Origin of the sequence: Myceligenerans indicum (assembly GCF_016742955.1) — a bacterium.
GTDB classification, from domain to species: domain Bacteria; phylum Actinomycetota; class Actinomycetes; order Actinomycetales; family Cellulomonadaceae; genus Myceligenerans; species Myceligenerans indicum.
Map to the genome: position 1 here is coordinate 1 of NZ_JABBYC010000048.1, position 22,125 is coordinate 22,125.

Annotated in this window: 20 protein-coding genes; 13 read left to right on the forward strand and 7 right to left on the reverse strand. The window is 73.4% G+C overall.

Annotation, left to right across the window (positions count from 1 at the left end; translation table 11 throughout):
* On the forward strand, nucleotides 1-1,745 hold a 1,745-nt coding region (locus HGK34_RS18345), incomplete at its 5' end, for an FAD-dependent oxidoreductase (RefSeq protein ID WP_307816082.1).
* A 26-nt stretch (nucleotides 1,746-1,771) separates the two neighbouring features.
* Here HGK34_RS18345 and HGK34_RS18350 read toward each other — a convergent pair.
* On the reverse strand, nucleotides 1,772-2,128 hold the full coding sequence (locus tag HGK34_RS18350) for a UBP-type zinc finger domain-containing protein (protein ID WP_201850084.1): 357 nt from the start codon (nucleotides 2,126-2,128) through the stop codon (nucleotides 1,772-1,774).
* A gap of 297 nt (nucleotides 2,129-2,425) precedes the next feature.
* On the opposite strand from HGK34_RS18350, the gene HGK34_RS18355 reads away from it, so the two are divergent.
* The 5 genes from HGK34_RS18355 to gap all read left to right on the forward strand — a co-directional run bounded on the left by HGK34_RS18355 (nucleotide 2,426) and on the right by gap (nucleotide 10,619).
* Nucleotides 2,426-5,680: an ATP-binding protein gene (locus HGK34_RS18355; RefSeq protein WP_201850086.1), complete on the forward strand. Its 3,255-nt coding sequence runs from the start codon at nucleotides 2,426-2,428 to the stop codon at nucleotides 5,678-5,680.
* A 94-nt stretch (nucleotides 5,681-5,774) separates the two neighbouring features.
* A complete protein-coding gene (locus HGK34_RS18360; protein ID WP_201850088.1) occupies nucleotides 5,775-6,566 on the forward strand; it encodes an alpha/beta hydrolase in 792 nt (263 codons plus the stop codon).
* Nucleotides 6,567-6,583: 17 nt separating this feature from the next.
* Nucleotides 6,584-8,524, forward strand: a complete 1,941-nt coding sequence (gene nhaA / locus HGK34_RS18365; RefSeq protein ID WP_201850090.1) for a Na+/H+ antiporter NhaA — start codon at nucleotides 6,584-6,586, stop codon at nucleotides 8,522-8,524.
* Between the two features lie 10 nt (nucleotides 8,525-8,534).
* Nucleotides 8,535-9,491: a GlxA family transcriptional regulator gene (locus tag HGK34_RS18370; protein ID WP_307816084.1), complete on the forward strand. Its 957-nt coding sequence runs from the start codon at nucleotides 8,535-8,537 to the stop codon at nucleotides 9,489-9,491.
* Between the two features lie 129 nt (nucleotides 9,492-9,620).
* The gene (gap, locus tag HGK34_RS18375; protein ID WP_201850091.1) at nucleotides 9,621-10,619 is read left to right on the forward strand and encodes a type I glyceraldehyde-3-phosphate dehydrogenase; all 999 of its coding nucleotides are present in this window, start codon (nucleotides 9,621-9,623) and stop codon (nucleotides 10,617-10,619) included.
* Between the two features lie 51 nt (nucleotides 10,620-10,670).
* Here the strand turns inward: gap and HGK34_RS18380 are convergent, their stop codons facing one another.
* Nucleotides 10,671-11,198 (reverse strand): pyridoxamine 5'-phosphate oxidase family protein, encoded by a 528-nt coding sequence (locus HGK34_RS18380; RefSeq protein WP_201850092.1) that lies wholly within the window; start codon nucleotides 11,196-11,198, stop codon nucleotides 10,671-10,673.
* A gap of 166 nt (nucleotides 11,199-11,364) precedes the next feature.
* Here HGK34_RS18380 and HGK34_RS18385 point away from each other — a divergent pair, with 166 nt between their 5' ends.
* The 4 genes from HGK34_RS18385 to HGK34_RS18400 all read left to right on the forward strand — a co-directional run bounded on the left by HGK34_RS18385 (nucleotide 11,365) and on the right by HGK34_RS18400 (nucleotide 16,061).
* Entirely contained in the window at nucleotides 11,365-12,852 is a 1,488-nt protein-coding gene (locus HGK34_RS18385) for an RICIN domain-containing protein (RefSeq protein WP_201850093.1), read from the forward strand.
* A 125-nt stretch (nucleotides 12,853-12,977) separates the two neighbouring features.
* Nucleotides 12,978-14,225 carry an RICIN domain-containing protein gene (locus tag HGK34_RS18390; RefSeq protein WP_201850094.1) on the forward strand — a complete coding sequence of 416 codons (1,248 nt, stop codon included), beginning with the start codon at nucleotides 12,978-12,980 and terminating at the stop codon, nucleotides 14,223-14,225.
* Nucleotides 14,226-14,282: 57 nt separating this feature from the next.
* The gene (locus tag HGK34_RS18395; RefSeq protein ID WP_307816085.1) at nucleotides 14,283-15,125 is read left to right on the forward strand and encodes an MBL fold metallo-hydrolase; all 843 of its coding nucleotides are present in this window, start codon (nucleotides 14,283-14,285) and stop codon (nucleotides 15,123-15,125) included.
* An 87-nt stretch (nucleotides 15,126-15,212) separates the two neighbouring features.
* Complete coding sequence (locus tag HGK34_RS18400; protein WP_201850095.1) at nucleotides 15,213-16,061, forward strand: SDR family oxidoreductase; 849 nt, start codon at nucleotides 15,213-15,215, stop codon at nucleotides 16,059-16,061.
* A gap of 12 nt (nucleotides 16,062-16,073) precedes the next feature.
* Here the strand turns inward: HGK34_RS18400 and HGK34_RS18405 are convergent, their stop codons facing one another.
* From HGK34_RS18405 to HGK34_RS18425, 5 genes are all read right to left on the reverse strand, one after another.
* A complete protein-coding gene (locus HGK34_RS18405; RefSeq protein WP_201850096.1) occupies nucleotides 16,074-16,526 on the reverse strand; it encodes an anthrone oxygenase family protein in 453 nt (150 codons plus the stop codon).
* 10 nt (nucleotides 16,527-16,536) lie between these two features.
* Nucleotides 16,537-17,208 (reverse strand): hypothetical protein, encoded by a 672-nt coding sequence (locus HGK34_RS18410; protein ID WP_201850098.1) that lies wholly within the window; start codon nucleotides 17,206-17,208, stop codon nucleotides 16,537-16,539.
* Nucleotides 17,205-17,933, reverse strand: a complete 729-nt coding sequence (locus HGK34_RS23650) for a TetR/AcrR family transcriptional regulator (protein ID WP_307816087.1) — start codon at nucleotides 17,931-17,933, stop codon at nucleotides 17,205-17,207. Before HGK34_RS23650 ends, HGK34_RS18410 begins: the two co-directional genes overlap by 4 nt.
* A complete protein-coding gene (locus tag HGK34_RS18420) occupies nucleotides 17,926-18,783 on the reverse strand; it encodes an alpha/beta fold hydrolase (RefSeq protein ID WP_201850099.1) in 858 nt (285 codons plus the stop codon). The genes HGK34_RS23650 and HGK34_RS18420 overlap by 8 nt, the downstream gene beginning before the upstream one ends.
* Nucleotides 18,784-18,848: 65 nt before the next feature.
* Nucleotides 18,849-19,631 carry an NAD(P)H-dependent oxidoreductase gene (locus tag HGK34_RS18425; protein WP_201850100.1) on the reverse strand — a complete coding sequence of 261 codons (783 nt, stop codon included), beginning with the start codon at nucleotides 19,629-19,631 and terminating at the stop codon, nucleotides 18,849-18,851.
* Between the two features lie 145 nt (nucleotides 19,632-19,776).
* Between HGK34_RS18425 and HGK34_RS18430 the strand changes: the two genes are divergently transcribed.
* The 3 genes from HGK34_RS18430 (at nucleotide 19,777) to HGK34_RS18440 (ending at nucleotide 22,078) form a co-directional block, all read left to right on the forward strand.
* Nucleotides 19,777-20,169: a winged helix-turn-helix transcriptional regulator gene (locus tag HGK34_RS18430; RefSeq protein WP_280517961.1), complete on the forward strand. Its 393-nt coding sequence runs from the start codon at nucleotides 19,777-19,779 to the stop codon at nucleotides 20,167-20,169.
* Between the two features lie 191 nt (nucleotides 20,170-20,360).
* Nucleotides 20,361-20,747: a YciI family protein gene (locus tag HGK34_RS18435; protein ID WP_201850101.1), complete on the forward strand. Its 387-nt coding sequence runs from the start codon at nucleotides 20,361-20,363 to the stop codon at nucleotides 20,745-20,747.
* Nucleotides 20,744-22,078 (forward strand): RNA polymerase sigma factor, encoded by a 1,335-nt coding sequence (locus HGK34_RS18440; RefSeq protein ID WP_201850102.1) that lies wholly within the window; start codon nucleotides 20,744-20,746, stop codon nucleotides 22,076-22,078. The genes HGK34_RS18435 and HGK34_RS18440 overlap by 4 nt, the downstream gene beginning before the upstream one ends.
* The last annotated feature ends 47 nt before the right edge of the window (nucleotides 22,079-22,125 follow it).

Sequence of the window (22,125 nt, forward strand, 5' to 3'; positions counted from 1 at the left end):
CCTTATCGTCGGCAGCGTCAGATGTGTATAAGAGACAGGGTGCGGGTGACGTGCAGGGGGGCACGGCTCGGGCGGACGGCGCCCGGACGCCCGAGGGCGGGGAGGCGGGAACCCCGCCGCTGGACGCCGGCCAGTTCCGGCGCCTCGCCGCGTACGGCGAACGGGAGCGGGTTGCCTCCGGGGACGTGCTCTATGCGACCGGGGACCGCCGGTACGACCTGTTCCTGATCGAGTCGGCGGTGGTCGACCTGGTCCGTGACGCGACGGCGACCGAGCCCGAGCGGATCGTGTACTCGCGCCACCCCGGCGACTTCACCGGCGAGCTGAGCCTGCTCACGGGGCAGTCGGTGTTCCTGACCGCGCGGGTCCGGCAGGCGGGCACGGTGGTGCGCATCTCGGGGGAGAGCTTCCGTGCCGTCCTGAGCGAGCACGCAGACATCGCCGACGTGCTCGTCGAGGCGTTCATCGCGCGCCGCCGGATCGTGCAGCGGACGGCCGGCAGCGTGCTGGAGATCATCGGCGCGGCGAACTCGGCCGAGACCCGCGCCCTGCGGATGTTCGCCACCCGGCTGATGCTCCCCCACACCGCGGTGGAGTCCGGGTCGATCCCGGGCCAGGCGCTCATGACGGCGTACGACCTCGGTCCGGCCGACCTGCCTGCCGTGATCACCGCGGAGCAGGTGCTGCGCAGAGCGGCGACGCACGACGTCGCCGAGGCGGTCGGCCTCGGCTACGACGACTCCGGCCGCGACATGGACCTGGTGGTCGTCGGTGCGGGGCCCGCGGGCCTGGCCGCCGCGGTCTACGGGGCGTCGGAAGGGCTCAGGACCGCACTGCTCGACTCCGTCGGCGCGGGCGGGCAGGCCGCCACGAGCTCACGGATCGAGAACTACCTGGGCTTCCCGCGCGGGGTCAGCGGGGAGGAGCTGACCCGGCTGGCCCTGTTGCAGGCGGTGAGGTTCGGCGCGCAGCTTCATGCGCCGTGCGACGTGGTGGGCCTGGACGTGACCGGCGGCGGACCGGCCGTGACCCTGGCGGACGGGACGCGGGTGCGGGCGCGGGCGGCGATCATCGCCACGGGGGCGCACTACCGCCGTCTCGCGGTGCCCCGGCTGGAGGAGTTCGAGCGGTTGGGTCACGTGCGCTACTCCGCCACGGAACTCGATGCCCGTGACTGCGCCGCCAGGCCGGTCACCGTCGTGGGCGGAGCCAACTCGGCGGGACAGGCCGCGCTGTTCCTGGCCTCGCGCGGTTCGCAGGTCGACCTGGTGGTCCGGGGCGAGGGGATCCGCCGGAGCATGTCCGCCTATCTCGCGAACCGTCTCGAGGCCCATCCGAGGGTCCGGGTCCGGGCACGGACCCAGGTGGTCGGCCTGACCGGTGACGGCGCGCTGAGCGGCGTCGTCCTGCGCGGTCAGGACGCGGCCGACCGGGAGTCCGAGAGCGCCGCCGTCTTCTGCTTCATCGGGGCCGACCCGGACACAGGGTGGCTCGGCGCGCTCGCGCAGGACACCCACGGGTTCCTGCTCACCGGGACGCGCCTGGCCCAGCACCCCTCCGCCCGGGGCCAGGCACTTCCGTTCCAGACCAACCTGCGGCGGGTGTTCGCCGCCGGCGACGTCCGCGCCGGGTCGGTGAAACGGGTCGCGTCGGCGGTCGGCGAGGGTGCGGGCGCCGTCGCCTCCGTGCACCTGATGCTCGCGCAGGAGGAGGTTCGTGAGCAGGCTCAGGCGGCCGACACCTGAGGTGGCCCGGCGCGCCGTGAGGTGGCTCAGCGCAGCAGCTGGCGCCAGTTCTCCGGAAGCCGGTCGAGGGGACCGGGGGCCGGCTGGTCGACGGGGCGGCTGAGCGGGGGAGCCGGGTCGGTCCCGTCGACCAACCGGTCGGTGCGGTAGTCGTAGAACCAGTCCTCGCCCGGCTCGAAGCTCCTGACGATCGCGTGCCCCGACGCCCGTGCATGCCGGGTGGCGTGCCCGGCGGGTGAGCTGTCGCAGCACCCGACAACCCCACAGGTGGCGCATCGACGCAGGTGGAACCACCAGCCGGTGCTGGTCTCCAGACAGTCACGGCACCCGGTGCCGCTCGGAGGTATCTGAGGGTCGATGAGGGGGTCGAGGTCTACCGCCACGATTCGTCACTCCCGTTCAGCCGTTTCGGACGCAGCACGCCATGCCGGTACCGGTGTCATGGTCCCGTGCCGCGGTCCCGGTCACGCCGGGGCCACGGGCGGCGTCCCCCGAGGATAGTCACGGTGCGGTGGACGGTTCGTTGATCGGTCCGGGGACACCGTGCGGCAGGGTCCTCGCGGCTCTCGTCCCGGGACGCTAGAGTCGGTGGGACGGGCGAGGGCGGTTCGGAGGCTGTACCGCCGTGGCCGCGCAGGGAACACGTGCAGGGGCATCTGTCGGTTCGAACCAGGGTGCTGATGGAAGTGGCCACCACGACATCACTCGTCCTCACCGGTGCGCGGACCGGGTCGTCCCGGGACGCGGCCCTGCGGCTGCAGATCCTCGGCCCGTTGCGTCTGTGGCGTGGCGGCGAGGAGCTGGACGCCGGACCTCGGCAGCAGGCGTACCTTCTCGCCCTGCTGCTGGCGCGGGCCGGCGTCCCGGTCAGCAAGGCCGAGCTGGTCGAGCTCATCTGGGGAGACAGCGCCCCGGCGAGTGCCGTCAATGTCATCCACAAGTACGTGGGCGCGCTGCGCCGTCTGCTCGAGCCCGAGCTGCCGGCTCGGGGAACGAGCACCTACCTGGTGGGGCGGAGCAGCGGCTACCTGTGCGCGGCCGACGCCGCGACCCTGGACCTGGTGGCCTTCCGGCAGCTCTGGGTCGCCGGGCGGGAAGCGAAGAGGCGGGACCGTCCGGAGGAGGCTCTCGACCACTACTCCCGCGCGCTGGAGCTCTGGCAGGGCCGTGCGGGGGACGGCCTGGCGGTCGGGCCCGAGGCGGTGCCCGTCTTCGCCGGCCTGGACGCCGAGTTCCTGGACGCGGGCACCGCGGCCGCGGAACTCGCCGTGGCGGCCGGGACCCCGGAGCGGGTCCTGGCCCCGTTGCAGCTTGCGGCGTCGATCGGGCCGTTGCACGAACCGGTGCAGGCCGCCCTCGTGTCCGTGCTGGGCGCCGCCGGTCGGCAGGCCGAGGCGCTGTCGGTGTTCCGGGCGGTGCGTGAGCGGCTCGTCGACGAGCTCGGGATCGACCCGGGTGCCGTGCTGGAGCGGGCCCATGAGCGGGTGCTTCGACAGTCGGCCGCACCCGTGACCGTGGCAGGTTCGGCAGCGGGCACCGGCTCGCCGCGTGAGGGCGGGGCGCCGGCCCCGGCCCGGTCGGGTGAGGACCTGGTGGGCCGCGTCGCGGACCTCACCGTCCTGCGCGACGCCCTGGAACGCACGTCGCAGGGCGGTACCGAGCTCGTGGTCGTCGAGGGCGAACCAGGAGTGGGCAAGACGCGCCTGATGGAGGAGGTGGCCGGTGACGCCGCCGGCCGAGGCGCCCTGGTGGCCTGGGGCCGCTGCACCGACGGCGAGGGCACCCCGTCGATGTGGCCCTGGGCGCAGGTGGTCGGCGCCGTCCTGGAGGGCCTGAGCCTCCCGGAGCGGGAGGCCTGGCGGGCGGACGGGATCGGTGACTTCCTCGAGCCGCGCGACGGCGCCCTCACCGCGCAGGTGCTTCCCGGCGGCAACGGCCAGTTCCGCCTGTTCGAGAGGATCGTCGGGCTGATCGGCCACGTATCGGCGCGCCGCCCGGTCCTCCTCGTCGTCGACGACCTGCACTGGGCGGACACGGCATCACTGGGCATGTTCAGCCATCTGGCCGAGGCCCGGCCGCCCGGGCTCCTCCTGCTCGGCGCGCTGCGTGACCGGGCGCCGGCGCCCGGCTCCGAACTGGGCCGGACCCTGGCCCGTGCCGGCCGGACGCCGAGCCACCGCCGGCTGCGGGTCGGCCCGCTCGGTGCGCCGGACGTGGCCGAGCTCGTGCGCCGCGAGCTGGGGCGGACGCCGGACACCGACACCGTCCGGACGATCCACGCCCGGACCTCGGGCAACCCGTTCTTCGTCCGCGAGCTGTCCCGGCTGCTGGCCACGGCGAGCCCGGCCCTCGGACGGCTCGCGGCACGGTCCGGGGTGCCGTCGACCGTGCGCGACGTCGTCCGCGACCGAATGGCCGGCCTGGGCCAGGAGTCCCGCAACCTGCTGGAGATCGCCGCCCTCATCGGCAGGGAGGTCGACCTCGGCCTGCTCGCGCGGGTCGCGGACGTCGGCGGCGGGACCTGCCTCGCCGGGGTGGAGCCCGCCGAGACCCTCGGGTTCCTGGTGCCCGTGAGGGGCAACCCGTATGCGGTGCGCTTCGTGCACGACCTGGTGCGGGAGTCGGTCTCCGAGGCCACCCCGCCGCGCCACGCGAGCCGTCTCCACCTGCGCGTGGCGGACGCGCTGGAGGAAGACGCGGCCGCCGGCGAGTCCGCCCCCGAGCAGATCGCGCACCACCTGTGGGCGGCCGGGCCGCTGGCGGAACCCTCCCGGACCGTGCGGGCTCTGCTGCGCTCGGGCCGCCGTGCCGCGGCCAAGTCCGCGCTGGAGGCGTCCGAGCAGGACCTGCGGCTGGCCGTCCAGGTGGCGCGCTCGGCCGGTCTCGCGGAGCGGGAGCTCGCGGCCCTGTCGGAGCTGATCGCGGTGATCGGGATGCGGTCGATGTATGCGGGCGCGGAGGTGGAGTTGCTGGAGCGTGCCGAACTCGTCGCCCGCAGCCTGGGCCGCGACGCGGAGGCAGCCGGCTTCCTCTACTCGCGCTGGGCGGCGTACGCGCAGGGCATCGACCTGAAGCAGACCGGCCGACTGGCGCGCCGGCTGCTCACCACCGGTGAGTCCTCACCGCACCCCATCGTGCGCACCTACGGCCTGCACGCGTGGGGCATCCACCAGTGGGACCTGGGCAACATCGGTGAGGCGTTCCGCTACCTGAGCCGGTCGGAGGAGACCCTCCTGGCGGACGCCGCGGGTCGTGACGACAATCCCGTGCAGTTCGACCTGCAGCTCCTCATGACCGGGCTCCTGGCCGAGACCACGGCACTGCACGGCGACGTTCCCGGCGCGCAGGTCCTGCTCGACCGCCTGGAGGCAGCGGGCACCGACCACTACACGGTCACCGTGTGGGCGACCATGAGCACGAGGATCGCGGTGATCGTCGGCGATCCGCAGGCCGCGATGGAGGCGGCCGAGCGCGGCATCGCCGTCGACCCGGACTTCTCCTACGTGTTCCTCGGCACCTACCAGCGTCTCGCCCGGTGCTGGGGACGGGCTCTCACCGGTACCGACCCCGCGGGCGCGGCGGAACAAGCCGAGCGAATCATCGAGAAGAACCTGCTCGACCCCGTCCGCTCGTGTGTTTCCACCTGGTACGCACTCCTCGGCGACATGCACCTTGCTGCCGGCGACGTGCCCCGCGCGGCCACGGCCATGGACCGCGCCGACCACTGTCTGAGGGCATACGGCCAGCGCTACTCCCAGGGGCTGCTGCTCCTCCTCCGGGCACGGCTGCGACAGGCGCAGGGCCGGCCCGCCGCCGCGGTGCGGGAAGCCGTACAGCTGGCCAGACGCGTGTCCGCACACCAGCAGGCCCACCTCTTCGTCCAGCGCGCCGACGCGTTCCTCCAGGAGCTGGACGAGGACCCGGGCCGCGGCTGACGGTCGCGATCCACCGGCGATCCACCCGCCGTCAACACCGGCCGCCTAGCGTCGTGCAGGTCGGAAGGTCCGTGCTGCACAGGTGAGGTCGGCGATGAAAAGACATGTGGTCTTCATCCACGGGCTGTGGATCCACTCCGCGTCCTGGGCGCCCTGGCAGGAGCACTTCGAGAAGGAGGGGTACGAGACGAGCGCTCCGGGATGGCCCGGTGACGCGGAGACCGCGCCCGCCACCCGCGAGGACTCCACCGGTATGGCGGGGGTCGGCGTCGACAGGATCACGGACGCCTACACCGACGTGCTCGCCGCCCTGGGCGCCCCGCCCGTCGTCGTCGGGCACTCCTTCGGCGGGCTGATCGCGCAGAAGCTGCTGGAGCGGGGGCACGCCACGGCGGCCGCGGCCATCTCACCGGCGCCCATCAAGGGCATCCGCGTGCTCCCGCTGAGCCTGCTGCGCTCCAGCTTCCCGGTCCTGTCCGATCCCCGGAACAAGCAGCGAACCGTAGCGCTGACCGAGAAGCAGTTCGCCTACTCCTTCGGCAACGCCCTGCCCCGTGCCGAGTCCGCGGAGCTGTACGAGCGCTTCGCCATCCCCGGGCCGGGCCGCCCGCTGTTCGAGGCATCCTCGGCCAACTTCACCCGAAGGGCACCGACCTCGGTCGACACCCACCGCGACGACCGAGGCCCGCTGCTGCTCGTGGCCGCGGGCAAGGACCACACGGTGCCGGCCGTCGTGGTCCGGGCCGCCCACCAGCTCTACGCGCCGTCCGCCGCGGACACCGAACTCGTCGAGTACCCCGAACGCGGCCACAGCGCGCCCTTCGACCAGGGCTGGCGCACTCTCGCCGACGCCGCGCTCGACTGGCTCACCCGCCGGGGACTCTAGGGCTGGAGGGCAGGGCCATGTCGTCACTCGTCGTCATCGACCGGTCGCCCGATCCCGAGCGGACCGATCCCGGCCGCGCACGGGGTCCCACGATCGCCTCCTGGGTGCGGGCGATGGGTCCCAACCGGACCGGGGCGCTGTTGCTGGTGGCGGGCACGCTGCTGGCCGTGCTGTGGGCGAACGGGTCCCACGGCACCTACGAGGCGTTCTGGGACACGCACCTGACGATCGGGGTGGCCGACCTCAACCTCGACTTCACCCTGCACGCGTTGGTGAACGACGCGCTGATGGCGGTGTTCTTCTTCACCGTCGGGCTGGAGGTGCGCCGGGAGTTCGCGATCGGTGAGCTGACCAGCCGCAGCCGGGCCGTGGTGCCGGTCGTGGCCGCGGTGTGCGGCCTGCTGGTGCCGAGCCTCCTGTACGTCCTGATCGCCCGGGACACCGGGTGGGCGAACGCGTGGGGAGTGGTCATCTCGACCGACACCGCGTTCCTGGTCGGGGGCCTGGCCCTGGTGGGCCCGCGGGCGGCCGGGCGGCTGCGGATCTTCCTCCTGGCGCTGGCCGTGGTCGACGACATCGGCGCCCTGACGGTGATCGCGCTGGTCTACACCGGTGACTTCACCCCTCAGCCGCTCCTGGTCGCGGCCGCCGGGCTCGCCGGGATCTGGTTCACGCGGTACGTCCCCACCGGGCGGGGTCCCATCTACGCGACGCTGGCGATCATCGTGTGGTTCGCGTTCCTGGCCTCCGGGGTGCATCCCACTCTCGCGGGCGTGGCGGTCGCGCTGCTGGTGCCCGTGTACCGGCCCAGCAGGCGGGACGTGGAGCACGCGCTGAGGCTCGCCCGCACGTTCCGGCAGTCGCCCACCACCCAGTACGCCCGCGCGGCCGCCAACAGCCTGCGGGAGTCGATCTCCATCAACGAACGCCTGCAGTCCGCCTACGCGCCCTACGTCTCGTTCGTGATCCTGCCGGTGTTCGCCCTCGCGAACGCCGGGGTGCAGATCTCCGGCGACGTCCTCACGGCCGCCGCGACGTCCGCGGTGACCTGGGGAATCGTCGTCGCGCTGGTGGTGGGCAAGTTCGTCGGCGTGTTCGGGTCGACGATGCTGGTGCGCGCGTTCGGCGTCGGTGAACTCGGTCCGGGGCTCACCCCCGGCCGCGTCGCGGGCGGGGCGGCACTGTGCGGCGTGGGTTTCACGCTGTCACTGTTCATCGTCGACCTGGCGATCTCCGACCCCGCGGTGCAGAACCAGGCCCGCGTCGGTGTCCTGCTCGCGTCCGTGCTGGCCTTCGGGATCGCGGCGATCGTCTTCCGGGTGACCGAACGGTCCCCCCGGGAGGCGGAGGTCGGGCAGGTGCTGCAACGGCCCGTCGACCCGGAGCGTGACCACGTCTTCGGCCCTGCCGACGCGCCCCTCACGCTGGTCGAGTACGGCGACTTCCAGTGCGGGTTCTGCCTGAAGACCGCCGGCACCATCCAGGAGGTCGTCCGTGAGCTCGGCGGCAGCCTGCGCTACGTCTGGCGGCACGCGCCCCTGCTGCGCTACCACCCCAACGCCGTCGCCGCCGCCGAGGCCTCCGAAGCCGCCGCGCTACAGGGAAAGTTCTTCGAGTTCGAACGCGCCCTGTTCGCCGACCAGGAACACCAGCAGCCGACCGACATCCTGGAGCGCGCCGACCGGCTCGGCCTCGACCTGGAGAAGTTCGAGAAGGACCTCACCTCCCCGGCCGTCGCCGCACGCGTGCGCGACGACATGCTCGACGCCGAGGCCATGGACATCACCGCCGTCCCCACCCTCTTCGTCAACGGCCGCCGCCACACCGCACCCCACGACGCCCAGTCCCTCATCCACGCCCTGCTGCGCACCGGCCGGGCCGACGACGCCCCCGCGCCCGGCGGCGGCAGGCGAAGCGGGCCGGGCGGCCGGAAGGATCCCGGTCGCGCATCCGCCTAGGATCCCTGGGGTGAGCGCGTCCCGTCGCAGGAACCACCAGATCGCCGTGCTCGTGCTGGAAGGTGCGAAGCCTCTCGACGTCGGGATCCCGGCGCAGGTGTTCTCCCACCGGCCGAGCATGCCGTACGAGGTGCGGGTGTGCGGAGCTGCGCCCGGACTGGTCACCGGCGGCGACGGACTGTCCTACCACGTGGCCCAGGGCCTCGACGCGCTGGAACGCGCCGACACGGTGTTCGTCCCCGGCTACCGCGCGCCGGCCACCACCGCGCCACCAGGGGTCGTCGTGGACGCGTTGCGCGCCGCCCACGCGCGCGGAGCACGGCTCGCGGCCATCTCGACAGGCGCCTTCGCGCTCGCGGCCACCGGCCTGCTCGACGGCAAGCGGGCCACGACGCACTGGCACTACACGGCGGCGCTGCGCGGACAGTACCCGCGCGTACAGGTGGACGGGAACGTGCTGTTCGTGGACGAGGGCGACGTGCTCACCTCGGCGGGCGCCGCGTCGGGCATCGACCTGTGCCTGCATCTGGTGCGCCGTGACCACGGCGTGGGGCTCTCCAACGACGTCGCCCGCCGGCTGGTCGCGGCTCCCTACCGCAGCGGGGGACAGGCGCAGTACGTGCCGCGCAGCGTGCCCGAGCCGCTGGGTGACCTGTTCGCCGAGACGCGAGAGTGGGCGCTGACCCATCTCGCCGAGCCTCTGACCCTCGACGATCTCGCCCGCAACGCGCGCGTCTCGGCGCGCACCTTCTCCCGGCGTTTCGTGGCCGACACCGGCTACACGCCGATGCAGTGGGTGCTGCGCGCCCGGGTGGACCTGGCGCGCGAGCTGCTGGAGCGCACCGGCCTGGGCGTCGAGCAGATCGCGCACAAGGTGGGGCTCGGCACCGCGGCGAATCTGCGGCTGCACTTCCAGCGGATTCTCGGCACGTCCCCGACCGAGTACCGGCACACGTTCGCCCCCTGACGCCGCCGGTGGCGAGATCCTTGCGGTCAGTGGCGAAAGATCGGGCGTGATCCTTGCGGTCCATGGCGTTCGAGCCACTTTCGGTCGCGGGCCGGGCCGCCGAGCATGGAGGCGACGAAAGGAACCCCTATGACTCGCATCGCCGTCAACGGATTCGGCCGCATCGGCCGCAACACCCTCCGCGCGCTGCTGGAGCGTGACAGCGACCTGGACGTGGTCGCGGTCAACGACCTCACCCCGCCGGAGACGCTCGCCCATCTGCTCAGGTACGACTCGGCGCTCGGCCGCCTCGGCCGCCCGGTGGAGGTCGACAGTGGCGACCTCCTGGTCGACGGCCGCCGCATCCGCGTGCTGGGCGAGCGCGAGCCCGCCAAGCTGCCGTGGGCCGAACTCGGCGTCGACATCGTGCTGGAGTCCACCGGCCGGTTCACCTCCGCGGAGGCGGCCCGTGCCCACCTCGACGCGGGCGCCCGCCGGGTGCTGGTCAGCGCCCCGTCCGCGGGCGCCGACGTCACGCTCGCCTACGGCGTGAACACCGGCGCGTACGACCCGGCCCGGCACGTGATCGTCTCGAACGCCTCCTGCACCACGAACGCTCTGGCGCCCCTGGCCTCCGTCCTGGACGACCTGGCCGGCATCGAGCACGGCTTCATGACCACCGTGCACGCCTACACCCAGGAGCAGAACCTGCAGGACGGGCCTCATCGCGACCTGCGCCGCGCCCGGGCCGCCGCGGTCAACATCGCGCCCACCACCACGGGAGCGGCCAAGGCGATCGGGCTGGTGCTGCCGAACCTCGACGGCAGGCTGTCGGGTGACTCCATCCGCGTGCCGGTGCCCGTGGGCTCCCTGGTGGAGCTCAACACGACCGTGTCCCGCGAGGTCACCCGCGAGGAGGTCCTCGCGGCCTACCGCGCCGCGGCCGACGGCGCTCTCCGGGGCATCCTCGACTACACGGACGAGCCGCTGGTCTCCAGCGACATCACCGGTCACCCGGCCTCGGCGATCTTCGACGCGGCGCTGGTGCGTGCCGAGGGGCGGCACGTGAAGGTCGTGGCCTGGTACGACAACGAGTGGGGCTTCTCGAACCGCGTGATCGACACGCTGGAACTCCTCGCCCGCGGCTGAGCCGTCAGGGGCGGGAAGCCGTTCCTCGGCGGAGCGCCGGGACGATCGCGATCAGAAGTTCCAGCGCATCGCGCCGAAGGGAGCGGTGGTCGCGACCAGGTGCGCCGACGTCGTGGCGACGCGGTAGACATGCCACGGCGGCGCACCTGCCGACTGCGCACTGTACGGGGCGGTGAGCGCGGTCCCGGACTCGTCCGGCTCGCACGGCCATCCGCCGGCCGCGTTCCACCGCCGTGACATGTCGGCGACGATCTCCGGATCGGTGACCTCCTCGGCTTGTCCCTCCACGACGAGGTCGAACTCCGGGACGGAGACCGACGCCGTCACGCGCGGATCACGCGCCAGGTTGTGACCGCGCCGGGTGTTCCGTCCGGTGGTGAACCAGACCGCGTCCTCGTGCCAGAGCGCTCCGAGCGCGTTCGTGTGCGGGCTGCCGTCCGCGTTGAGCGTGGTGAGCCACCAGGTGTACCGGCCGGGGCCGCCGGCGCCGGGTGCCGTGGCCGCACGGACCTGGGTCCGCACGAGGTCCCAGTCCATCTCCGGTGCGTCGTACCGTGTCGCGAGGTTGTGAGAGTCCATGAACGATTGACGCCGCCGCCGGGCGGAACTCATCGGACGGTCGGGCCGCCGGCGGTGAAACGATGAGGACGGGCACCGAACCCTTGACTTCATCGATGTACGAGCTATCGTGAACCGGCGATTGTATCGTTTCACCGCATTCTCGACGACGAGATCGGAGTGACTGTTGCGCTCTCTTTCCTCCCGCCGCAAGAACCCCCTGCGATGGATCGCCGCCACCCTCGGCGCGCTCCTCGTCACGGCGGTTCTGCCCGGCGTCACCGCCCCGGCCGTCGCGGCCGTCGATCCCGGCACCTGGTACGCAGTCGTCAACGAGCACTCCGGGCTCGCGATCGACATCGAGGGCCGTTCGACGGCGAACGGCGCCCAGGCCCTCCTGTGGACCCGCACCGACGCGACCAACCAGCAGTTCCGGTTCGTCGACGCCGGAAACGGCTACCACACCATCGAGGCCCGCCACAGCGGCCAGGTCCTCGACGTCTACGCGAAGAGCACCGAGAACGGCGCCGACATCGTCCAGTGGCCCGCAAACGGCGGCACCAACCAGCAATGGCAGCTGAACGAGCAGTCCGACGGCTCCTACGAGATCGTCAACCGCAACTCCGGCAAGGCCTTGGACAACTGGGAGTGGGCGACCGATCCCGGCAGCCGCGTCTCCCAGTACGACCGCAACGGCCTGGCGGCGCAGCGCTGGCGCCTGGTCCCCGTCGGGGGCGGCGGCCAGGCGGGCGACGGGTCGGTCTCGGACCCGAACCTCCAGTACCACGGCCGCTGGGCCGCCGACGGCTCCTGGCGCACCATGGGCTGGGCCGGCGGCTACGTCGAGGCCGCCTTCACCGGCGCCTCGATCGGCGTCCACCTGCGGGACACCATCGACCTGTACTACTCGGTCGACGGCGCACCCGAGCAGTGGCGGCGAGGCGTCTCGGGCGACGTCACCGTCGCCTCGGGCCTCGGCGCAGGCACGCACACCGTCCGTATCGGGTTCCGCGAGCGCGCCGGGTCGTACACCGGCGACGCGGCGTTCGGCGGGTTCGACCTCGCCCCGGGCGGCGCGACGACGTCGACCGCGCGCCCGGCGGACTTCATCGAGTTCATCGGCGACTCGATCACCGTGGGCCAGCCCAACGGCGACCGTCCCTTCACGGCCTATCCCTACCTGGTCGGCGAGACGCTGGGCGCGGGCCACGCCCAGGTGGCCCAGGGCGGCGCCTGCCTGGTCAGCACCGCCGACGGCTGCTACGGGATGATGGACTGGTTCCGCCGCTCCTCGGCCTTTGCGGACCACGACGACTGGGACTTCGCCACCCACCAGGCCACCGCCGTCGTCATCAACCTGGGCACCAACGACGTCGGCCACGGCGTCTCCACCCCCGAGTTCCGGCAGAACTACGTCGTGCTGCTGGAGCGGGTCCGCCAGGCCTACCCGGACGCCGAGATCTTCGCGATGGGCGTCTTCCGCAACCGGTACGTGACCGAGACGCGCGACGCGGTCCAGACACGTGTCGACGCCGGCGACGCCAAGGTGCACTTCGTCGACACGAGCGGCTGGGTCGATCCGGCCACCGACACCCACGACAACGTCCACCCGACCGACGCCGGGCACCGGAAGATCGCCGACCTGCTCGCCCCGATACTCGACCGCTACCTCTGACGTCCCGCGCCGGAGCATCCACGGCGTGCGGGCCACGCCGTCCTGGTCGGTGGTAGCGCTCGCACGGACCGAGACGGCGTGGCCGGCGCCCACCCGAGCCTGCCACTGACACCCCTGGAGCACAGATGCGCACTCCCGACAGCCCCGGCCCGCTCACGGCCGGAATCACCCGCAGATCCCTGTTCGGTCTCGCGGCAGGGGCCGCGGCCGCGACCGGCGGCCTTCTCACGGCGTCGCCGGCGCACGCGGCGTTCCGCACCGGCACCTGGTACGTCCTGCAGTCACGCCACTCCGGCCTGGTCCTCGACGTCGAGGGAAGGTCCACGTCGGCGGGCGCGATGCTGGTGCAGTGGGACCGCGGCGACGCCGCCAACCAGCAGTTCCGGTTCGTCGACGCCGGCGGCGGCTACCACCGCATCGAGGCCCGGCACAGCGGCCTGGTCCTCGACGTCTACGCGAAGAGCACGGCGAACGGAGCCGACGTCGTCCAGTGGAGCGAGACCGGCGGCGCCAACCAGCAGTGGCAGATCGTCGACGACGGCACCTACCTGCGATTCGTCAACCGCAACTCCGGCAAGGCCCTCGACCTGTGGGAGTGGTCCACCACGCCCGGGGACCGCGTCTCGCAGTACGACTCCACCGGAGCCGCCAACCAGCAGTGGCGCCCGATCCCCGTGGACGAACCACCGGCGGACGGCACCCCGACTCTCTACATCGCCTCGGACTCGACCGCCCAGACCTACGACGCGGGCCGCTACCCGCAGATGGGCTGGGGCCAGAAGCTCGCGGGCTACTTCGATGCGAGCACGACGGTGGCGAACCACGCCATCGGCGGACGCTCCTCGCGCTCGTTCGTCGAGCAGGGGCGGCTGGACGCCATCCTCGACGTCATCGGGCCGGGCGACTACCTGCTGGTCCAGTTCGGGCACAACGACGCCGGCGCGGGCAACCCTGAGCGATACACCTCGCCCGCCGACTACAAGCGGTACCTGCGCGACGACTACATGGCCGGAGCCACCGCCCGCGGCGCCACACCGATCCTGCTCACCCCGGTCTCCCGGCGCGACCACGACTCCGACGGCCGGTTCCGGGTCTCGTTCCCCGACTACGTCGACAAGGTGTACGAACTGGTCGACGAGACCGGCGTCGCGATGATCGACCTGTCGGCCCGCTCGCGCGCCTACCTCGACTCGATCGGTCCCGAGGCGGCCAAGGACGTGTTCCTGCACCTGGACCCGGGCCAGTACCCGGCCTTCCCCGACGGCGTCATGGACGACACGCACTTCCAGGAGTACGGCGCCGACCAGATGGCACGGCTCGTCGCCGAGGGCGCGGCGGTGCTGCCGCTGCCGATCGCGGACCACGTGCGATAGCGCGTGCCGGGGCCGGCCGTGCCCAGGTGGCCGGCCCTCGGGGGCTACCGTGTCGGGGTGACCTTCACCGAGGTCGCCGCCGGCGTCCTGGTCCGCACCAGCCGGCGGATGAGCACGACCACGACCCTGGTGCTGGGCCCGGACGCCGGCGGGCGGTCCGGGCCCGCGGCGGCCCGCGGGCGGCCCGCGCTCCTGGTCGACCCGGCGTGGGACCCGGACGAGCTGAACGCGATCGGCGCCGACGTCGGGTCCCTGGGCGCCGAGGTGACGGCCGGGCTCGCCACCCACGCCCACCACGACCATCTGCTCTGGCACCCGGCGTACGGTCCCGGCGTGGTGCGGTGGGCGTCATCGGGCACGGCTGCCGTGGTCGCCCGCCGCCGGCGCGACCTGCTCCGCGAGCTCGACGACGACGCCGTGGCCCCCTACCCGGACGCCGTGCGCGCGCTCTTCGGCCGGGTGACCGCTCTGCCCGGCGGCGACCGCCCCCACCGGACACGGATCCCCGACCCGCACGGCAGGCTCCCGCGCCACGAGGTGGTGATCCACGACGCCCACGCCCCCGGTCACAGCGCCCTGTGGCTGCCCGGCGTCAAGGTCCTGGTGGCGGGGGACATGCTCAGCGATCTGGAGATCCCGCTGCCGTTCGACCCGGACGACGTCGACGCCTACCTGGCCGGCCTCGACCGTCTCGAACCCTACGTCCGCGCCGCCACCGTGCTCGTCCCGGGCCACGGGACGCCGTCGGACACGCCGCTGAGGCGGCTCGACGCGGACCGGCGCTACCTCGACGCCGTCCTGCGCGGACGCACCCGGGACGACCCCCGGCTGGCCAACCTCGGCATGGCCGAGGAACACGCCCGTGTCCTGCGGATCGTCGCGGCCCGGACCCGATCCTGAAGCCCGCCGGGCCGCGGAACGGCCCGGGCGGAGCCCACCGCGGCCCGCGCCGGTTGCGGACGGTCGCGCGGCCCGATGAGATGAAGCATGCGCACGAACCAGCATCCGACCATCGCGATCACCGGCTCCACCGGACACATCGGTGGCGGTGTCGTGGAGCATCTGCGCGGCTCCGGTCTCCCGCTTCGCCTCGTCGTGCGGGACGCGGGGCGTGCCCCCGCCGGTGCCGGCGACGTCGTGGAGGCCCCCTACGGGGACCGTGCCGCCGCGACCGAGGCGCTGCGCGGGGCCGGGGTGCTGTTCATGGTGTCCGCGTCCGAGAGCGCCGACCGGCTGGAGCAGCATCTGACGTTCATCGACGCCGCGGCCGCCGCGGGCGTGCGGCATGTGGTCTACACCTCGTTCCTCGGCGCCGGCCCGCACGCCACGTTCACGCTGGCCCGGACCCACTGGGCCACGGAGCAGCACCTGCGCGCCTCGTCGATGAGCTGGACGTTCCTGCGCAACTCGTTCTACCTCGACGTCTTCCCGCTCTTCGCCGGGCAGGAGGGCGTCATCCGCGGGCCCGGCGGTGACGGCCGGGTGGGAGCCGTCGCGCGGGCGGACGTGGCGCGCGTGGCCGCCACCATCCTGGCCGACGCCAGCGTGCACGAGGGCCGGACGTACGACCTCACGGGGCCCCAGGCGCTCACGCTCGCGGAGATGGCTCGCGTGATCGCACAGGAGACGGGCCGGGCGACCGCCTATCACGACGAGACCCTCGAGGAGGCCTATGCCTCCCGCCAGACCTACGGTGCGCCGGACTGGCAGGTCGAGGCGTGGGTGTCGACGTACACCGCCATCGCGGCCGGTGAGCTCGACGTGGTGACCGACACCGTCGAGCGGCTCACCGGCACCCCGCCGATGAGCCTGGCCGACGTGCTCCGCTCGGCGTGACGGGGCGCCGCGTCAGAGCAGGCCGCCCGTCGCCAGCACGGCGGCGGCCGTCGCGGCGAGGGTCCGCACGTGGTTCCAGGCCGTCCAGCGACGGTGGTAGCCGCGCCAGCCGGAGGCCTTGTCGGTGGCGGCCAGGAGGCGGTTGTTCAGCGGCACGTTGGCGGCGACCGTGACGCCGACCGTACCCACCAGGTAGACCACGGCCGCCGCCAGGACCCAGGCCGCGCGGCCGTCCCCGGCGACGAGCCCGAGGACGCCGGCGGCGGCCGTGACCAGGAGCGCCCCGAAGAACACGCTCATGAACGCGGGACGCACCGCGGTGTCGTTGATCCCGGTCATCGCCTCGCCCGCGGCCGGGTCGCCCGCACGGTCGAGGCCGCTCATGACGAACGACGAGAAGGCGAAGAAGACCCCGGCCGACAGCCCCAGCAGGGCCACGGACGCGACGGTGAGCACCGTGTACATGGGCGTCACGCTATCGGGTGCGCAGGTCGCGGGCCGCAGCGCCGAGCGGCCGGACGGCGACGGCGAGCAGGACGCAGCCCACCGCGACGAGGACGCCGTGGGCCATCCGGATCTCCGGGCCGCCGTAGAACTGCGGCAGGAGGAGAAACAGCCCGAGCGCGAGCGGCAGGCCCGCCCACCGCGCCCAGCTTCCTCGTGCGGCACCCGCCCGCATCACGGCGGCGGCGGCCAGGACCCCTGCCGCGGCGAGCAGGAACAGTCCGGCGCCGAACAGGGTGACGGCCCACGGCTGCGTCCGCAGCGCCTCCACGCGGGTCAGCATGGTGCCGGCGTCGGACGTCGGGAGCGCGGCCTCGGCGAGGGTGCGGATGCCGAAGATCTCGGCACCGAAGTACAGCGACGACAGGCCGGCGCCGGCCCATGCGGTGACGAGGGCCCACGTGCTCACGGCGGCTCCGGCGGTCCCGGCCAGGAGCGTACGCAGGCCCAGCAGGGCGGGGGCGAGGAGGCCGAGCCCGAGGATCCCGCTCAGGTGCGCGATCACCCAGCGGTCCGAGGCGAACGCCAGGGCGAGGCCGGTCGTGGCGGTGGTCTCGTCGGGCCACGGGCGCAGCACGGGGAACATGAGGAAGGCGAGACCTGCTGCCACGAAAGCTGCCGAGGTCCAGCGGGTGGTGGTCATCGGGGCCTCCGGGGAGTGGGGTGTTCGTGCCTCCCGGGCGAGCCGGGAGCGTCGTCGAGAGGTGCGGGGCGGCCGGCGGTCGCCGGTCCGGGAAGGTCGCCGAGGCGGTCGGGACCGTTGCCGTCTCCCGGCGTTCCTTCGTGGCGGGCGAGGGCCTCCACGCCGGCGGTGAGCATGGTCAGCAGCGCGTCGAAGCTCCGGTCGACGTCCTCGCGCATCCGAAATCCTCCACCGAGCTCCAGCATGACGAAGCCGTGCACGCCGGAGCGCACGGCGCGGATCGCGTCGATCAGCCGGTCGTCGGGGAGGCCGAAGCCCTGGAGAGCCGCGGCCACGACCGCCACGCTCCGTGTCCCCGCCTCCCGGAGGGCGGCGTCGGCCGGGTCATCGGGGTCGGCGCCGATCTGGGTGGCGGAGTAGCGTCCCGGGTGTTGGACGGCGTAGCGGCGCCAGGAGCGTGCCAGGCCGCGCAGCGCGTCGGCCCCGGCGAGTCCGACGGTCGCCGACGTTCCCGCGGCCGTGATCTCCTCCACGGCGATCACCGCGACCTCGCGCCGCAGGGCGGCGAGCGAGCCCACGTGCTTGTAGAGGCTGGGCGGTGCGACGCCTGCCTCGGCGGCGACCTTCGCGAGGGTCAGGTCGGCGAACCCGCGCGGCCCGCCGGCGTCGACCACGTCGCATGCGAGCCGCACCACCGCGGTCCGGGAGAGGCCGGCCCTAGGCACGGTGCCCGTCCCGTGCCGGTCGCGCCCCGGTGCCGGTGAGCCCACCGAGGAACCGGAGCACGGCCGGCGCGACGACGTCGGGAGCCTGGTGCTGCGGGTAGTGGCCGGTCTCGGGGACGAGCAGGCCCTCCGCGCCGAGCGCGCCGGTCATCCGGGCCAGCTCGGCCGCGGGGTCCGCGTAGTCGGGGTCGAGCTCGCCGACGACGACGAGCGCCGGGGCGCCGACCTGGTCGAGGCGGGCCTCGACGACCGAGTGGTCCAGGGCGAGTGCGAGGTGGCGGAACGACCGCAGGTGGCCGGGCGCGCGCATGGCCTGCCGCACCGCGGCGACGTGCTCGGCATGCCGGGCGGATCGGCGTCCCTTGGTGATGGACGAGTAGTAAGAGGCCCACGCCGCGGCGCCCCACGGCCCGGTGAACAGCACGCGGTAGGCCGTCCGCAGCAGACGCTGCGTGGCGGGGCCGGCGGTCTCCCGCAGGAAGGGGCTGATCAGCACGAGACCGCGGACCAGGTCGGGGCGTTCCGCGGCGGCCCAGACGGCGGCGGAGGCGCCCATGGAGTTGCCGAGCAGGATCGCGGGACCGGCGTCGAGGTGCTCGACGAGCGCGAGGAGGTCGGTACCGGTCGCGTCGTCCCCGTGGGTGGTGAACGTGGTGTCGGAGTCGCCGTGACCGCGCAGGTCGGTCACGACGACCCGGTATCCGGCGTCGACCAGGGCGGGTGCGAGGTCGTCGTAGGTGGCGCGCAGGTCGCCCATGCCGGGCACGGCCACGACGAGCGGGCCGGAGCCCGCGTCGGTGAAGGCGATGGCGCCCTCGGGCCGCCGCAGGATGTTGAAGGTTGTATCCATAGCCGTAAAGCTACGCCCATTAGCCAATGAGTGCAAGGGGGCCTGCGCGTCGGTGTCCGGCCACGTCACCCGGCGGCCGGTGCCAGATGAGCCTCGTTGCCGGTGGACCCGGGGGCGATCTCCGGACGGAGGGCGTGGTCGGGGCCGTAGTCGCCGCCCGCGAGGGTGCGGTAGGGGATGGGTGTCTCCGTCCCGGCCCCGTCGATCCGCTGGACGAGGCGGTCCACCTCGTGCTCGAACCACGCGCCGGTCCGGTGGTGGACGCTGCTGAGCAGGTGTGCGGGCAGCGGTGCGGTCCCCGTGTAGTGGAACGTGCCGTGCAGGAGGGGCCAGAGCACGTCGTCGATGTGGCCGCTGATGCCGCGAGGTCCGAGCGCGCCGGGCCGGTCGCCCGCGCTGACCACGGCCAGGCCGCGCCGGCCGGCCAGTCCGCCGTCGCCGTACTTGCGCACCTTTCCGGTGTCGGGATCCACGACCCCGAACGCGAATCCCGCCACCAGGGTCCGGTCGATCCAGCCCTTGAGGATCGCGGGCAGCCCGTACCACCACAGCGGGAACTGGAGCACGATCAGGTCGGACCTGAGGAGCTTGGCCTGTTCGGCACGGATGTCGGCCGCGAGACGGCCCTGCTCGTGGCCGGTGCGCTGCCAGTGGGAGACCGGCGTGCCGGGCAGCGGTGGCTCGCCGAGCAGGTCAGCCGTGGTCAGCACCGGGTCGAACCCCATCCGGTACAGGTCCGACTCGACGAGCTCGTGCCCGAGCTCGTGCAGGCGAGGCACGGCGGCGTCCCGCAGGCGTGCGTTGAGGGACGCGGGGTCGGGATGGGCGAGGACCCAGAGGATGCGCATGGTGAGGTTCTCCTTCGCGCGGTGGCGACAAGGTGCTGTGCCCAGGCTCGCGCGACGCTACGCTGAGGACAAGTACGCACTTCTTGGTCCTGTAGTGACCAAATGGATAGTGTGCAGGTCACCGCATTCTGACGGGAGTGAACTCATGGAACCCGAGGTGGTGCCGGAAGTGGCTGTGCCGGAGCCCCTGCCCCCGATGCGTGAGCCCGTCCGCCGTGCGACCCAGGCGTGTCCCGTGGAGGTGGCGATCGCCGTCGTCGGCGGGGCGTGGAAGATGACCGTGGTGAAGCACCTGCTGGGCGGGCCGCTCCGGTTCGGTGCCCTGAACCGGGCGGTCGGTCCGGTGACACCCCGGGTGCTGACTCGGCAGCTGCGCGACCTGGAGGCGGACGGCATCGTGCACCGTGAGGTGTTCCCGCAGGTCCCGCCACGGGTCGAGTACTCCCTCACCCCGCTCGGCGAGTCCCTGGCCGGTCTGGTCCGGAGCCTGGACGCCTGGGGCGAGGCCTACACGGATCGCCTCGCCGCCACCTGGTGAACCGGGGCGGGGCCGCGCAGGTGCTGCGCGATCGGGACCGTGTCGTGACCGTCCCGTCGGGTCGCGGTCCGGCCTGCTCCGAACCCCGCCGTGCCGGCCCGCGGTAGTGTCGTCGTAACTGTCGATCGGCCGTGCGCTCGATCGTCACCTCGGTGTCCACGCGGTTCCGCGACACTGGAAGGAACGACATCATGCGTTACACGATCCTGCTGCACTACCCGGAGATGACTCCCGAGGACGTCGGCGCCGAGGGCTGGAGCGAGGCCCAGCACGCCTTCGACGCCTACGCCAAGGCCCTGGACGGTGCGGGAGTGCTGCTGTCCGCCGAGGTGCTCCAGCCGTCGTCGGCCACCACCACCGTGACGGTGCGCGACGGCGAGCTGCGCGTCCAGGACGGGCCCTTCGCCGACACGAAGGAGCAGCTCGGCGGCACGTTCGTCATCGACGTACCGGACCTCGACGCCGCCCTCGCCTGGGCGGCCAAGGCACCCTCGGTCCAGTGGGGCGCCGTGGAGGTGCGCCCGTCCGCGACCCACTTCGCCCACGGCGCCTGGACCACGGGGGAAGACCAGGAGTGACCTCTCCCGGCAGCGACGCCCGGGCCGCGGCCGGCGCGGCGGCCCGGGCGTCGTACGGGCGCCTGCTCGCGCTGCTCGCCGCACGTGACGGCGACATCGCGCGGGCGGAGGACGCCCTCGCCGACGCGTTCGAGCGTGCTCTGGCCACCTGGCCGCGCGACGGCGTGCCGCGCAACCCTGACGGCTGGCTCCTGACCGTCGCCCGCAACCGGCTGCGGGACCTGTACAAGGCGGCCTCGTCCCGCGACGTGCCGCTGCCCGACGGCGGCGCGGGCGGCCACCTGCTGCGCGGCGCCGCGCGATCCGGCGCCGCCCTGTCCGGTGCTGTGCCGTCCGCCGCTGTGCCGTCCGCCGCTGTGTCCTCCGCCGCGGAGCCCGCCGTCGGTCCCGAGACTCCCGACCCCGGGGAGATCGGCGACCGGCGCCTGGAACTCCTGTTCGTCTGTGCCCACCCCGCCGTCGAGGCCGGGATCCGCACCCCGCTCATGCTCCAGACGGTGCTCGGCGTCGAGGCCCGCGACATCGCCCGCGCGTTCGCGGTGCCCGCCCCGACGATGGCCCAGCGTCTGGTGCGGGCCAAGCGGCGCATCCGCGACGCCCGCATCCCCTTCCGCATCCCCGGCCGCCAGGACGTGCCGGACCGTCTGCCACCCGTGCTTGAGGCGGTCTACGGCGCGTACGCGATCGACTGGCGCGGCGCCGCACCCGAGGTGCGTGACTCCCTTACCGGCGAAGCCCTTGTGCTCGCCCTGCTCCTGGCGGACCTGCTGCCCGAGCCCGAGCCCCTCGGGCTGGCGGCGCTGCTGTGCCACTCGGTCGCACGATCCGAGGCGCGGGTGCGCGACGGCGCCCTGGTTCCCCTGGAGGAGCAGGACGTGGCGCTGTGGGACCACGCACTGGTCGCCCGGGGGGACGCCCTGCTGCGGCGCGCCCTCGCCGGGGACGACCCACCGGGCCGCTTCCGGCTGGAAGCGGCGATCCAGTCCGTCCACTGCGCCCGCGCCCGCACCGGCGTGACCGACTGGCCGGCACTGCTCACCCTCCACCGGGCCCTCGTGACGGTCGCTCCGACACTCGGCGGGCGCGTCGCCCTCGCGGCCGTGCGGGGCCGGGTGGACGGTGCCCGCGCAGGGCTCGCCGAGCTCGACGCGCTCCGGGCGGCGGACACGACGGCCGAACGGTTCCAGCCCTGGTGGACCGTCCGCGCCCACCTGCTCGCCGAGGCGGGAGACCCCGCCGCGCCCGCCGCCTACGACAAGGCCGTCGCCCTGACGACCGACCCTCCCGCGCGCGCCTTCCTGGTACGCCGCGCCGCGCGCCTGGGAGCCTGACCAACCCCCGACCACACCAACGTCACCCGCCCCCGCGCGCGATCTCA

What these genes read in the sequence shown, in the direction of transcription:
- HGK34_RS18435 (WP_201850101.1), top strand. Translation starts at nt 20,361, where the DNA reads ATGCGTTACACGATCCTGCTGCACTACCCGGAGATGACTCCCGAGGAC.
- HGK34_RS18405 (WP_201850096.1), bottom strand. Translation starts at nt 16,526, where the DNA reads ATGTACACGGTGCTCACCGTCGCGTCCGTGGCCCTGCTGGGGCTGTCG.
- HGK34_RS18355 (WP_201850086.1), top strand. Translation starts at nt 2,426, where the DNA reads ATGGAAGTGGCCACCACGACATCACTCGTCCTCACCGGTGCGCGGACC.
- HGK34_RS18390 (WP_201850094.1), top strand. Translation starts at nt 12,978, where the DNA reads ATGCGCACTCCCGACAGCCCCGGCCCGCTCACGGCCGGAATCACCCGC.
- HGK34_RS18420 (WP_201850099.1), bottom strand. Translation starts at nt 18,783, where the DNA reads ATGGATACAACCTTCAACATCCTGCGGCGGCCCGAGGGCGCCATCGCC.
- nhaA (WP_201850090.1), top strand. Translation starts at nt 6,584, where the DNA reads ATGTCGTCACTCGTCGTCATCGACCGGTCGCCCGATCCCGAGCGGACC.
- HGK34_RS18400 (WP_201850095.1), top strand. Translation starts at nt 15,213, where the DNA reads ATGCGCACGAACCAGCATCCGACCATCGCGATCACCGGCTCCACCGGA.
- HGK34_RS18430 (WP_280517961.1), top strand. Translation starts at nt 19,777, where the DNA reads ATGGAACCCGAGGTGGTGCCGGAAGTGGCTGTGCCGGAGCCCCTGCCC.
- HGK34_RS18410 (WP_201850098.1), bottom strand. Translation starts at nt 17,208, where the DNA reads ATGACCACCACCCGCTGGACCTCGGCAGCTTTCGTGGCAGCAGGTCTC.
- gap (WP_201850091.1), top strand. Translation starts at nt 9,621, where the DNA reads ATGACTCGCATCGCCGTCAACGGATTCGGCCGCATCGGCCGCAACACC.
- HGK34_RS18380 (WP_201850092.1), bottom strand. Translation starts at nt 11,198, where the DNA reads ATGGACTCTCACAACCTCGCGACACGGTACGACGCACCGGAGATGGAC.
- HGK34_RS18425 (WP_201850100.1), bottom strand. Translation starts at nt 19,631, where the DNA reads ATGCGCATCCTCTGGGTCCTCGCCCATCCCGACCCCGCGTCCCTCAAC.
- HGK34_RS18360 (WP_201850088.1), top strand. Translation starts at nt 5,775, where the DNA reads ATGAAAAGACATGTGGTCTTCATCCACGGGCTGTGGATCCACTCCGCG.